Origin of the sequence: Jezberella montanilacus (assembly GCF_003003055.1) — a bacterium.
In the GTDB taxonomy this organism is placed as follows: Bacteria; Pseudomonadota; Gammaproteobacteria; order Burkholderiales; family Burkholderiaceae_B; genus Zwartia; species Zwartia montanilacus.
In genome coordinates, this window is record NZ_PVTV01000012.1 from 82793 (window position 1) to 95185 (window position 12393).

The 12393-nt window shown below is 53.0% G+C and carries 11 protein-coding genes; 8 read left to right on the plus strand and 3 right to left on the minus strand.

Annotation, left to right across the window (positions count from 1 at the left end; genetic code table 11):
- Window positions 1-52: 52 nt before the first annotated feature.
- The 5 genes from BCM14_RS06225 to BCM14_RS15270 all read left to right on the plus strand — a co-directional run bounded on the left by BCM14_RS06225 (window position 53) and on the right by BCM14_RS15270 (window position 6403).
- On the plus strand, window positions 53-1486 hold the full coding sequence (locus BCM14_RS06225; RefSeq protein WP_106227403.1) for a circularly permuted type 2 ATP-grasp protein: 1434 nt from the start codon (window positions 53-55) through the stop codon (window positions 1484-1486).
- A gap of 11 nt (window positions 1487-1497) precedes the next feature.
- Window positions 1498-2466, plus strand: coding sequence for an alpha-E domain-containing protein (locus BCM14_RS06230; RefSeq protein WP_106227151.1), 969 nt, complete (start codon window positions 1498-1500; stop codon window positions 2464-2466).
- Window positions 2467-2708: 242 nt separating this feature from the next.
- On the plus strand, window positions 2709-4055 hold the full coding sequence (locus BCM14_RS06235; protein WP_259673495.1) for a DEAD/DEAH box helicase: 1347 nt from the start codon (window positions 2709-2711) through the stop codon (window positions 4053-4055).
- Window positions 4056-4075: 20 nt separating this feature from the next.
- Window positions 4076-5683: a peptide chain release factor 3 gene (locus BCM14_RS06240; RefSeq protein WP_106227153.1), complete on the plus strand. Its 1608-nt coding sequence runs from the start codon at window positions 4076-4078 to the stop codon at window positions 5681-5683.
- A 15-nt stretch (window positions 5684-5698) separates the two neighbouring features.
- The gene (locus BCM14_RS15270) at window positions 5699-6403 is read left to right on the plus strand and encodes a hypothetical protein (protein WP_259673458.1); all 705 of its coding nucleotides are present in this window, start codon (window positions 5699-5701) and stop codon (window positions 6401-6403) included.
- 6 nt (window positions 6404-6409) lie between these two features.
- On the opposite strand, the gene rpoN is transcribed toward BCM14_RS15270, so the two are convergent.
- Window positions 6410-7918 carry an RNA polymerase factor sigma-54 gene (gene rpoN, locus BCM14_RS06245; protein ID WP_445972072.1) on the minus strand — a complete coding sequence of 503 codons (1509 nt, stop codon included), beginning with the start codon at window positions 7916-7918 and terminating at the stop codon, window positions 6410-6412.
- 16 nt (window positions 7919-7934) lie between these two features.
- On the opposite strand from rpoN, the gene BCM14_RS06250 reads away from it, so the two are divergent.
- Together BCM14_RS06250 and leuA are read left to right on the plus strand one after the other, a co-directional pair.
- Window positions 7935-8540, plus strand: coding sequence for a hypothetical protein (locus BCM14_RS06250; RefSeq protein WP_106227155.1), 606 nt, complete (start codon window positions 7935-7937; stop codon window positions 8538-8540).
- A gap of 341 nt (window positions 8541-8881) precedes the next feature.
- Window positions 8882-10555, plus strand: coding sequence for a 2-isopropylmalate synthase (leuA, locus tag BCM14_RS06255; protein ID WP_106227156.1), 1674 nt, complete (start codon window positions 8882-8884; stop codon window positions 10553-10555).
- A 36-nt stretch (window positions 10556-10591) separates the two neighbouring features.
- On the opposite strand, the gene BCM14_RS06260 is transcribed toward leuA, so the two are convergent.
- Entirely contained in the window at window positions 10592-11371 is a 780-nt protein-coding gene (locus BCM14_RS06260; RefSeq protein WP_106227157.1) for a ferritin-like domain-containing protein, read from the minus strand.
- A gap of 37 nt (window positions 11372-11408) precedes the next feature.
- On the opposite strand from BCM14_RS06260, the gene BCM14_RS06265 reads away from it, so the two are divergent.
- Window positions 11409-11897 (plus strand): DUF3429 domain-containing protein, encoded by a 489-nt coding sequence (locus tag BCM14_RS06265; RefSeq protein WP_106227158.1) that lies wholly within the window; start codon window positions 11409-11411, stop codon window positions 11895-11897.
- On the opposite strand, the gene BCM14_RS06270 is transcribed toward BCM14_RS06265, so the two are convergent.
- Window positions 11898-12386, minus strand: a complete 489-nt coding sequence (locus BCM14_RS06270; protein ID WP_106227159.1) for an SET domain-containing protein — start codon at window positions 12384-12386, stop codon at window positions 11898-11900. It lies immediately after the preceding gene.
- Window positions 12387-12393: the final 7 nt, after the last annotated feature.

The window sequence follows — 12393 nt, forward strand, 5'->3', positions numbered from 1 at the left end:
TTTTCTTAAAGGTATCTGCATGCAACAACGAGTAGCCGCTTTTGACGAAATGATGAACGAAGTCAGACTGACCGATCAGGTTGGCGACGTCACGCACGCCAATCCACGGGCGCATTACAAAGCCTTCGCTGCCTGGCTGGCGCAACAACCCGATCACGTCTTGAACGCCCGCCGCGAGGAAGCCGAGCTTATCTTTCGCCGGGTTGGCATTACCTTCGCGGTCTATGGGGACAATGACGGGACCGAGCGGACCATCCCCTTCGATATCGTGCCACGAGTGTTTCCGGCCAGTGAATGGGCGTTACTTGAAAAAGGCTTGATACAACGCGTTCGCGCGTTGAATATGTTTTTGCACGACGTCTATCACGACCAAAATATCCTTAAAGCAGGGATCGTACCGGCAGAGCAAGTCCTCAACAACGCTCAGTTTCGACCCGAAATGAAGGGCGTTCAAGTCCCCTTAGATATCTACGCTCACATCGCTGGCATTGACCTCGTGCGCGCAAACTATGGTGATTCGTCAGGGCAGTTCTTTGTGCTCGAAGATAACCTGCGCGTGCCGTCTGGCGTGTCGTACATGCTTGAAAATCGCAAAATGATGATGCGGTTGTTTCCTGAGCTTTTTTCCCAGCACCGTGTCGCGCCAGTCGCACACTATCCGGATTTGCTGCTTGAGGCGCTGCGCAATGCGACGCCTGCGCACACCAGCATGCCCAACGTGGTCGTGTTGACGCCGGGGATGTATAACTCGGCCTATTTTGAACATGCGTTTCTCGCCCAGCAAATGGGCGTCGAGCTAGTTGAAGGCAAAGACCTCTTCGTCGACGACGACGTCCTTTACATGCGCACGACACAAGGGTCACGCAGGGTTGATGTCATCTACCGCCGCGTTGATGATGACTTTCTTGACCCTGAGTCCTTCAAGGCAGATTCCACGCTTGGTGCTTCAGGCTTATTGCGCGCGTATCGGGCAGGCAATGTTGCAATTTGCAATGCAATCGGTACTGGGGTGGCGGACGATAAGTCCATCTATCCCTACGTACCCGACATGATCAAATTTTATTTAAGCGAAGAGCCACTCATCGCAAACGTACCCACTTACCTTTGCCGCAAAGCTTCAGAGCTCGATCATGTACTCAAAAACATGGCGCAGTTGGTCGTCAAAGAAGTTCACGGCGCTGGTGGCTATGGCATGCTGGTCGGACCCGCCTCAACGCAAGCCGAGATCGAAGACTTCAAACTGAGAGTGAAAGCAAATCCAAGCAACTATATCGCTCAACCAACGCTTGCGCTGTCGACCTGTCCGACGTTTGTTGAGTCGGGCATCGCTCCTCGACATGTTGATCTGCGACCCTTCGTGCTGTCTGGCAATCACGTGCGCATGGTTCCCGGTGGACTGACACGCGTCGCACTGAAAGAAGGCTCTCTTGTGGTGAACTCATCGCAAGGCGGCGGCACCAAAGACACCTGGATTCTTGAGGAATAAGGCTAAACATCATGCTATCAAGAACCGCCGACCACGTTTACTGGATGTCCCGCTACACCGAGCGCGCTGAAAACACCGCGCGGATGCTGGACGTCAATTATCAAATGTCACTGCTGCCCCAATCTGAAGAGGCAACCGAGCACGCCTGGCGAGCCATGCTTGAGATCTCTGAGCTAAGCGCGCAATACAACGCAGAGCAGTCGAAATATTTACCTGCTCCCGTCATCGCCTTCATGGTGAGCGACATGGATAATCCTTCGTCGATTATGCGCTGCTTGCAAGCCGCTCGCGAAAACGCTCGGGCCGTGCGCGGCTCGATCACGACCGAGCTCTGGGAGACTATCAACACCACCTGGCTCGAAGCGCAAAGAATGATCAGCGACGAGGCGCTTACGCGCGCACCTGCACATTTCTTTGATTGGGTGAAGTTTCGCTCGCACCTGACGCGCGGGGTGCACAACGGCACCATGATGCGCAATGAGGTGTATGACTTTAGTCAGCTCGGTACATTTCTTGAACGAGCCGACAACACCGCGCGTTTGCTTGACGTCAAATTTTTAGCTGCCACTAAATACCGTCACGAAGACCCCAACGCAGTCGATGATTTCTATTATTGGACCGCTATTCTCCGGTCTGTATCTGCCTTTGAAAACTATCGCAGCCACTACAAGGACGTCATCACACCTGAGCGTATCGCTCAATTGCTGATCCTTAACCCCAGCATGCCGCGGTCTTTGGCAGCAAGTGTGCAAGAGGTCTGCGAGACCCTGGTACGCGTTCGGAATCGGCAATCCGGCGGTACACAGCTGGCCGCCTTCGGTTTGTTGTCAGAACTGCAAGACTCCGTCATTGAAGAAATTCTGCAAAAAGGGCTTCATCCCTATTTAACTGAGTTTCTTGATCGCATTAACCGAATCGGTAGTGGGATCAGTCGGGATTTCTTGATGCCCTTGATTGAGCAGACTCAAACGCAGCAGTAACAGCAACTAGAAAAATCCGTCGGGTTAGCGTCGCTAGCGTATAATGCCTGCACGACACAACGTTCCAGTCCTCGTGTCTCGCTAAGCCCCGCTTCTGTGGGCGCCCGCCTCAACGGCGTTTTACTCCCTGTTCGTCTACCCCGATTGGAGCCTGCGGCGACCCCGCGAGCCGGTATGACGATGGAGCACTTTTCTTGTCTACCTCTACTACTTTTGCTGACCTCGGGTTAGCCGATTCCCTTATGCGTGCCATTGCCGATGTCGGCTACACCACGCCCACCCCTATTCAAGCGCAAGCGATCCCCCGAGTCTTAGAAGGCCGTGATCTGTTAGCCGCTGCACAAACCGGTACTGGCAAAACAGCTGGGTTCACGTTGCCAATTCTTCATCTGCTGCTATCCAAGCCTGCCGAATTACGCAAACCTGGCCGGCCACGCTGCCTGATTCTGACACCAACTCGCGAGCTAACTGCTCAAGTTGAAGAGTCCGTCAAAACCTATGGTGTGCACACCAATATTTCATCTATGGTGATGTTTGGTGGCGTCAATATCAATCCTCAAATCAATGCGCTACGCAAACCGCTGGATATCCTTGTCGCGACCCCTGGTCGTTTGCTCGATCATTGCGGTCAACGAACGGTTGATTTGTCTGGCGTCGAAATCCTGGTGCTGGATGAGGCAGACCGAATGCTGGATATGGGCTTTATTCGCGACATTCGCAAAATCCTGGCGTTATTGCCCCGTCAACGACAAAATCTGTTGTTCTCGGCAACGTTCTCTGACGAAATCCGCGAGTTATCGAAAGGCGTTTTACGTGACGCGATTGAAGTATCGGTCGCTGCCCGCAACACAACAGTCGAGCGTATCGATCAAAGTGCGCACATGGTGCCACAAGCACACAAGCGCGATGTGCTCAGCCATATCATCCGTGAAAGCGGTTGGCATCAAGTTCTGGTCTTTACTCGCACCAAGCATGGCGCAAACCGCCTTGCCGAAAAGCTCGTCAAAGACGGACTAAAATCTGCCGCGATTCATGGCAATAAGAGCCAGGCGGCTCGCACTCGTGCGCTGGATGATTTCAAAACAGGAAAAGTATCCGTATTGGTCGCAACGGATATTGCAGCGCGCGGCATTGATATCGATCAACTTCCACAGGTCGTCAACTTTGAGTTGCCCAACGTGCCTGAAGACTACGTTCACCGCATTGGTCGCACTGCACGCGCGGGGGCAAATGGCTCGGCCTTGTCATTAATTGATAACGATGAACTTAAATATCTACGTGATATCGAGCGTTTAATTAAACGCAAAATCACTGTTTTGCCAGCTCCAACCGGTTGGACCGCCTCGCCCCCGTCAGCGCACGGTGCTGACGATGACGAAAGAGCCGCTGGCCGGCGTGAAGCGCCCCGGCGCCCAAGACCGCAAGGCAACGCCTCAGCGAACGGCAATCGCCCAGCCTTTGCCCCCGGACGCTCTGGTCCACCACGCGCCCGCTCTGGTCCAAGCACTGGCCGTCCCGGCGCTGGCGCCTCAACCGGTGCGGCTGGGCAAGCGAACCGAGCTCGCCGCCCCTCCCCTTTGAGTAAATAACCCGACTAAATTCTCGCGCCATGAGTATCCAAACTGAAGTCGCACGGCGTCGCACATTCGCCATCATCTCGCACCCCGATGCGGGCAAGACAACCCTCACCGAAAAGCTTTTGCTTTTCGCGGGGGCGATTCAAATTGCCGGTAGTGTGAAGGCGCGAAAAGCGTCAAGACACGCATCCTCTGACTGGATGGAAATCGAAAAGCAGCGGGGTATTTCAGTTGCCTCCTCCGTTATGCAAATGGAATACCGCGACTGTGTCATCAACTTGCTTGATACGCCCGGCCACCAGGACTTCTCCGAGGATACTTATCGCGTGCTGACGGCGGTTGATGCCGCTTTGATGGTAATTGACGCTGCCAACGGTGTTGAGCCGCAAACGATCCGCTTGCTGCAGGTCTGTCGTGCACGAAACACGCCCATCATCACCTTCATCAACAAGATGGATCGCGAGGTCAAAGAACCTCTCGATCTTCTAGCCGAGATCGAAGAGCACATCGGTATGGATGCAGTCCCCATGTCATGGCCTGTCGGTATGGGTAAGGCTTTTGAGGGGGTATTTGATATCGCCCGCGACAAAATGCGTCTGTTTCGCCCGGGCCAGGAGCGTCGTGACGACAGCAAAGACGACGTCATCGACGGTCTGGATAATCCAGAGATCGCTAAACGATTCGGCGACGCTTTTACGAGCGCAAAAAACGATATCGAACTCATTCAGGCTGCTTCGCCCGTTTTTGACAGGGCTGAGTTTCTGGCTGGTCGGCAAACACCGGTGTTCTTCGGCTCTGCCATCAACAACTTTGGCGTTCAAGAGGTATTGGATGCCTTGGTAGAACAAGCGCCACCGCCCGGGGCGCGAACAGCCATGGAGAGACAGGTCAATCCTGAAGAACCCAAATTCACAGGTGTCGTTTTCAAAGTGCAGGCGAACATGGATCCGGCTCACCGAGATCGTGTTGCGTTTGTCCGCGTGAGTTCTGGCAAATTTAATCGCGGTATGCGTTTAAAAGTCTCGCGCAACGGTAAAGAGATTCGTCCTAATAATGTCGTGTCATTTTTGTCACAACGTCGTGAGTTGGTCGATGAGGCCTACGCCGGCGATGTGATCGGCATCCCCAATCATGGCATTTTGCACCTGGGCGATGTGTTAACCGAAGGCGAATCCTTGCACTTCACCGGCTTACCATTTTTCGCCCCCGAGCTTTTTCAAGCTGTAGAAGTCAAAGATCCCTTGCGCATTAAGCAGTTGCGCACGGGTTTGGCTCAGTTAGGCGAAGAAGGGGCAATCCAGGTATTTCGTCCAATTGCTGCAGGTGGCGCATTACTGCTTGGTGCTGTGGGTCAATTGCAGTTTGAGGTCGTCGCGCATCGTCTCGCGGCAGAGTATGGTTGCGAAGCTCGCATGATGGCCTCTCGTTACAGTATGGCAAGATGGATCACCGCCGAAGACCCGAAAGAACTACGCAAATTTATCGACGCTAATGCCTCCCATATCGCCTATGATGTTGTCGAAGCGCCTGCGTTCTTGGTGACCTCAGGCGCGCAACTTCGTGTTGCAGAAGAGCGCTATCCGTCGATTCGCTTTCATGCCATGCGAGAACACGGTGCAGCCCCATCCGCTGCGCATTAACTGAGACGAAAGACCATGTCATGGCGCGTGTTGATCGGTTTTCTTGTGATTGTCGGCATTGGTTGCTGGCAAGGCGGTATCAGGCTTGGTGAGTGGCTTGTCAATAAAGCACCCGCGACTATCTCAGCTGGCAACGACGCAAAAAACCAAGCTGCGCTAGACGATAAAAGCAAGCTGACACTGGCGCAACCCCCGCAGCCACGAATTGACGGCACCCTGGGTGTACCAAAGGAAATTCCGCCAGTCGAATGGTCTGTTCTGGCGATGAGCGTTGACGGTATCGTGCGTGACCCTGATGAGATGATCCGCATCGATATCCCCAAAGCAGAGGCCGATATGCCGAGTCGAGAACTCTCTACTGGGGGTAGCCAACTATCGCAAGGCCCTTCGGATATTGTCACGATCGACGCTCCTCGAGCGTCCGGTCAATCCCCTATGGTCGTCGCCAGCATTCCGCAAACGCCTGCGATGCCTGCTATACCCGCAATACCCGCAAGGCCGGCAGAACCCCTTAAGCCAGCCAAACCCAACAGCCCGATGCTTAGTTGGCAGCAAGCTCTCAAAAACGATCTCGATCAGTGCAATAAGCTCAGATTTCTTGACCGCCCCCGGTGTGTAGAACAAGCGCAACGCAAGTTCTGCGAGCCAAACCGTGGTTGGGGCCAAACTGCCAATTGCCCGGACATTGCAGGAACTTCGAACCGGACAGCGGGCGGTTAACAACCCTTAGTTAGCCTGCGCTTGAGACCTTCTCAGTGGTGCAGTGGGAATACGCAATAACTCACGATACTTAGCCACCGTGCGCCGAGCAACAGTTATGCCGTCTTTATCAAGTAGCGTCACCAACTGACTATCCGATAAGGGCTTGTGCCTATCTTCAGAGGCGATCAATGCCTTGATTCGAGTTTGAATCGACGTAGCCGACGTTGCTTCGCCCCCATCGGTTGATGCCAACCCAGTGCTAAAAAAACGTTTAAGCTCAACAGTGCCAAAAGGCGTGAGAATATATTTTTGCGTCGTGGCTCTTGAGATCGTCGACTCGTGCATGCCGAGTTCACCTGCGATGTCTTTAAGTGTCAACGGCCTGATTGCTTGCCAACCTTTGAAGAAAAATGCTTGTTGATAACTGACGATGATCTCTGCGACTCGCCGAATCGTGTCAAAGCGTTGAACAACGTTGCGGATCAACCATCTGGCTTCTTGCAACTTCCCGTGCAGGTCTGCATTCGAACCCGACCGCGCAGTACCTAGCGCCTTGGCATACATTTCGTTGATGCGCAGTTTGGGCATCACTGCGTCGTTAAGAAACACCCGCCAACCCTCATCGGTCTTGCGAACAATCACGTCAGGTACTGCGAACTCCGCAGCGGGACGCGTCCAATTAGAGGCGGGTCTTGGATTTAGCTTTAAGATCAGCGCGTGAGCCCTCTTTAGTTGCGCAGTATCGCAACCCAACATTTCGCGCAATTTGATCATGTTGCCAGTCGCGAGCGTCGGTAAGCCTGTGCGGCAAAGCTCTCGAGCCAAAGCGAGTGTCTTCTGATCTCTGGCCTCAGGCAATTGATCCAGGTCTGCGTATTGAAGCTGTAAATCGAGGCATTCAGAAAGATCGCGAGCACCGATGCCTGGCGGGTCAAACGAGTGCAACAGATTCAGCGCAACAACAAAATCATCAACCGTGAGGCCCAGAGAAGGATCCATCCACGTGACGATCTCTTCGACGGACGACGCGAGCAAACCATCATCATTTAATTCTTCAATCAATATCTCGACCAGCGCTGCATCTCTTGTAGAAAAACGAGTGGTGTTCAACTGATCCAGCAAATAATCCCGCAAACTCCCTTGAACTGCCGTTTCTGGCCGAACATCCTGATCATCATCGCTCGAGTCTCGTGCCGACTTGAAGTCGACCGACAAGGTACCCGAACCGTAATCCGGATCGGTGTTCAGTGGCTCTGTTGCAGCTGCGTTCACTTCACTGCTCTGACCATTATCAGTCTGCGCAGTCGATGTTTCGTATCGGTTTAGGGCGAGTCCTGTCTCACCAGAACTAGGTTTTTCATCAGACTCAACGTCCTGCGCTTGGGACTCTAAGAGCGGATTTTCTGCCAGCGCACGTGCCACTTCAGCCTCGAGATCAAGAGTAGATAACTGCAAAATCCGCAAAGATTGTTGCAAAGCTGGGGTCAACGTCAGTTGCTGGCCCGTTCTCAGTTCGAGTAGTTGTCGGCTCATATATATAATATTGTGCATGATCATCCCACTCAGTGCCAAAAATCGCCGTCAAGACTCGCGTTTATTGCAAAATATCTGCCTTAGACTAGCGTGGTTGCCCGTCTTGATTCGGGTCTTAGTGGTTGGCATCGTTGCTGTCGCTTGGTACTCGGTCTGCATCAGCGTTCTCAAAAGAACGGATGGTTTGCGATATGAGAGCTTCAGCTGGCTAAGCATTCTCGGCCCGCAGGTGCTTGACTTTCTGAATCGCATCAACTGGTATATCTGGGCGGGGTTGCTACTCATCATCACCTTATTTATTCTGGGCGGGATTAGAAGTTACCTCATTCAAAGCATGGCGACCGGGCGCAATGCTTTAGTGCCCCTGGAGATCATCCAGGAGTTATCCGAGCAACTTTCCCCTGAAGCACTTGATGTACTGCGGTGGGTCTGGAAAGACAAAGAAGTGCCTATTAACTACGGCAATATGCGGATGGCTTTAAGACAGCTTCGGTCTGGTCGCGCCAGAAAACTGGCACTTGCGCGCGAACAAAAGGCAGTCATTGATGCAGCACTAGCAGCCAATGCGGCGGCTAGTACCGTGCCCACAGAAACCCCTGCTCAGGCACCGCGTTCCCGCTGACTGGTTTAGCTCGCGTTTGCATTTCTCGTCAATTTATGTTCGACTTACGGTATGAAAGTAATTTTTACGGCTAGCCGTCGTAACTTCTCCCCAAAGACAACCCGTGTCAACCTGAGTGTTGAGCGCGCGTGTTCGCCCGCCATGTCTGGCGAGCAATCTACCTTTGCGCTACCGCTACTACTAGCGATCGGTTGCCGGGCCTAGCGCCCCGTGGCAGTCCGGCAGCCATCCGCCACCCACTGATTCAAAACCTGGCGCAATCCAGTCAGGTCAACATGCTAAAAAGTAAAAAAACTCTCTTGAATTCAATCTTTAAGGGATATTTGTCATGATTCGAGGTCATTATGCTTTCCAACCCAGCAAGTAAATACGTTCCATTCAAGCCCTTCGAACACGATTTTGTCGAGAGAACCTGGCCAACCAAGCGTATTACCCAGCCGCCTGTCTGGATGAGTACCGATCTGCGCGATGGCAATCAGTCGCTCATTGAACCCATGAGTGTCGAGCGTAAATTGCGCTTCTTCGACATGCTCATCAAAATCGGTTTTAAAGAAATCGAAGTTGGATTTCCCTCTGCCTCGCAAACTGATTTTGATTTCGTGCGCAAGTTAGTCGATGACAAGCTGATCCCTGACGACGTCACCATCATTGCGTTGACGCAAGCGCGGCCCGAGTTGATCGCTCGCACGGTCGAGTCCGCAGCCGGTGCGAAACGAGCCATGATCCATTTGTATAACGCTTGTGCGCCAGGCTTTCGTCGGATCGTGTTCAACATGAACCGCGACGAAGTCAAACAAGTCGCCATTGATGGCACCCGCAGTGTGATGGCCGAGATGGCCAAATACCCACAGACCGACTGGCTCTACGAATACAGTCCCGAAGTATTCAGCACGACCGAACCCGACTTTGCGCTCGAAGTCTGCAACGCGGTCACTGAAGTGTGGCAGCCGACGCCTGAGAAAAAAATCGTCTACAACTTACCGGCGACGATCGAGGCGACGACGCCCAACATGTATGCCGATCAAATCGAATACATGCACAAAAACCTGAAGTGCCGCGACAGTATTATTGTCAGCCTGCATCCGCACAATGACCGTGGTACAGCAGTTGCCGCTGCAGAGCTCGGTTTGATGGCAGGCGCAGATCGCGTCGAAGGTTGCTTATTCGGCAGTGGCGAACGCACGGGCAACGTCGATCTGGTGACCCTGGCGTTGAACCTCTATACACAAGGCATCCACCCCGGTCTGGATTTTTCGGATATCGATGAAGTAAGACGCTGTGTTGAGTATTGCAACCAGCTGCCCGTCCACCCACGGCATCCTTACGTGGGCGATTTAGTGTTTACCGCCTTCTCTGGCTCACATCAGGACGCGATTAAAAAAGGCTTTGCGGTTCAAAATCCAAACGGCGTCTGGGAAGTCCCCTACTTGCCTATCGATCCCGCTGATCTGGGTCGCAGCTACGATGCCGTGATTCGGGTCAACAGCCAGTCAGGTAAAGGCGGCGTGTCCTATTTGCTAGAGCAAGAGCATGGTCTGGTGTTACCTCGTCGGTTACAAATCGAATTCAGCCGAGCCATTCAGCGGGTGACAGATGAAACCGGACGCGAGGTCACTGCAGATGATGTTCACTCGGTATTCAAGTCAGAATATCTGACCTTGAACAAACCTTGGCGCCTGATCAAACACAGTATCACTGGTAACCCAACAGCTGCTGCGGGTCAGAGCTTTACGATCGAAGCAGAGTTTGAGGTTGATGGTGAGCGCCGTACCTTGAACGGCAGTGGTGATGGTGCAATATCAGCCTTTGTGGATTGTCTGGGCGTGCCAGTTCGGATTGTTGATTATCATGAGCATGCAATTGGTACGGGTACCGATACACGCGCAGCGTGTTATGTTGAAGCGCGCATTGATGACGGCAACACCGGTTTTGGTGTCGGGATCGATCGAGATATCGTGACAGCCTCGTTTAACGCGGTTTTAAGCGCAGTTAACCGTCACCTGAGTGTCAATTAGCCAAACAACCTCAGGGCGGCCTACGCACGTAAAAACTTACGTCCCCAGAGCCGTCAACTCGGCCTCTTCAAACCCCGCAGCACGTCGTGCTTCGAGATTGAAGGGGCCTTTCAACGTCGGTGCGCGATAAGTTCTCGATAAATCACGATAGGTGGTGATGGGATCCAATCCACGCTGATCGCACACGTAGCGATACCATTTGTTGCCGATCGCCACGTGACCGATTTCATCTCGCAAAATGAGATCAACAATCTCAGCCGCAGCTTTGTCTCCCCCACTGGCTAGCTTGTGGCGGACAAGCGGTGACGCGTCTAAGCCTCTTGCCTCCAGGGTTCGCGGCACGAGCGCGAGTCTGGCTAAAACATCCCCTTGCGTACGTTCAGCCATTTCCCATAAGCCATCGTGACAAGCGAAGTCCCCGTAGGCATAGCCCAGCCGCTTGAGATGATCATGGAGCAGACTAAAGTGCAGAGACTCTTCTTGCGCGACCGTTAGCCAGTCACGATAAAACGCCTCGGGCATATCAGCAAATCGCCACAACACATCTAAAGCCAGGTTAATTGCATTGAATTCAATATGAGCAAGCGAGTGGATCAAGCCTGCTCTGCCCTCATGGGTACTGACACTTCTCTGTGGCAATTGGCTCGGCGCCACTAAACTCAGCACGGGTCGTCCCGGGATACCCTCAGCCGCGACTAAACTTGCCCTAAAATCAATTGGACTGGTCCTGTCGATTTGCGACAAAATATGCGCCTTGCCATGCCAGTCGCTCTGCGTAAGCGCCTCAAGTGCAAGATGTCTCAGCTCATTCTTCATCCGCTCATGTTACTGATATTTTTGTGAACAAACTACGATGCCATTTAAAACTGTAACCAATCTCCGTGGCATCCCGCTGGCTGCACTCCTCCCCGGTTTGATGGGTCTCATCCCCTTTTGGTTTTTTGCCGTTGCGTCGAATCACGATATCGGGCTTGACCCAATCACCGCTTTGCTCGCTTTGTTGGGCTACGGTGCTGTGATTCTGAGTTTTGTCGGCGCAATCTGGTGGGGAATCGCTGCCCATACCGAATCAGGAACGAGACGAAACGCGATGTTTCTCTGGAGCGTATTCCCTGCTCTGATCGGCTGGTTCGCGATGGTGGTTACGCCAGATGTCGGATTGATCATGCTGATGGCGGGTCTTGGCCTTCAGTGGCTGTTGGACTTGATGTTGCACAAGCGTATGCCGCTCGTGGTAACCACCTGGATGCTTCAGTTGCGTACCTTGTTAACTGTGGGGGCTTGTACTGCCTTGGTATACGGCTGGTACGGTTTGCGGCACGCGATAGGGCTTGCGAACTAACTAGTCGACCTTTTTACTGACTTTCTTCTTGGGTAGTGCAAGCATCGTCCCTCGACAATCTGGCGCGCCACAACGACAGGCGTATTGCCCCTTGAGCGTCTTAGTTAACTTTTCGTCGATGACTAGGCCATAGTCATAATTCAGTTCTTCGCCACGAGCGATATCTTTTTTTGCTTCGATATAGACCCGTTTACCGCCCTTGCCCTCACTGCTCTCACAATTGGGGCTGCAAGCGTGGTTGATCCACCGCGCGTCGTTACCATTTTCGTTGCCGTCGATAACCTTGCCAGAACTCAAAGCAAAAAAGAAAGTATGAAACGGATCATCAGGATTAGTGGGATGCCTGCGATCTGCTTCTTTTGCACTGATGGTAGCCCCGAGATACTCGATGATTCGGGTGCCTGCCGGGATCTTGCGGGCGGCAAACACCCCACTGCCATGCACTTTAGATTGACGGACAACGTGCCAGGGCTTTTCAGTTTTGCTCATGAATCAA

What these genes read in the sequence shown, in the direction of transcription:
- BCM14_RS06225 (WP_106227403.1), top strand. Translation starts at nt 53, where the DNA reads ATGAACGAAGTCAGACTGACCGATCAGGTTGGCGACGTCACGCACGCC.
- BCM14_RS06230 (WP_106227151.1), top strand. Translation starts at nt 1,498, where the DNA reads ATGCTATCAAGAACCGCCGACCACGTTTACTGGATGTCCCGCTACACC.
- BCM14_RS06235 (WP_259673495.1), top strand. Translation starts at nt 2,709, where the DNA reads ATGCGTGCCATTGCCGATGTCGGCTACACCACGCCCACCCCTATTCAA.
- BCM14_RS06240 (WP_106227153.1), top strand. Translation starts at nt 4,076, where the DNA reads ATGAGTATCCAAACTGAAGTCGCACGGCGTCGCACATTCGCCATCATC.
- BCM14_RS15270 (WP_259673458.1), top strand. Translation starts at nt 5,699, where the DNA reads ATGTCATGGCGCGTGTTGATCGGTTTTCTTGTGATTGTCGGCATTGGT.
- rpoN (WP_445972072.1), bottom strand. Translation starts at nt 7,918, where the DNA reads ATGAGCCGACAACTACTCGAACTGAGAACGGGCCAGCAACTGACGTTG.
- BCM14_RS06250 (WP_106227155.1), top strand. Translation starts at nt 7,935, where the DNA reads ATGATCATCCCACTCAGTGCCAAAAATCGCCGTCAAGACTCGCGTTTA.
- BCM14_RS06260 (WP_106227157.1), bottom strand. Translation starts at nt 11,371, where the DNA reads ATGAAGAATGAGCTGAGACATCTTGCACTTGAGGCGCTTACGCAGAGC.
- BCM14_RS06265 (WP_106227158.1), top strand. Translation starts at nt 11,409, where the DNA reads ATGCCATTTAAAACTGTAACCAATCTCCGTGGCATCCCGCTGGCTGCA.
- BCM14_RS06270 (WP_106227159.1), bottom strand. Translation starts at nt 12,386, where the DNA reads ATGAGCAAAACTGAAAAGCCCTGGCACGTTGTCCGTCAATCTAAAGTG.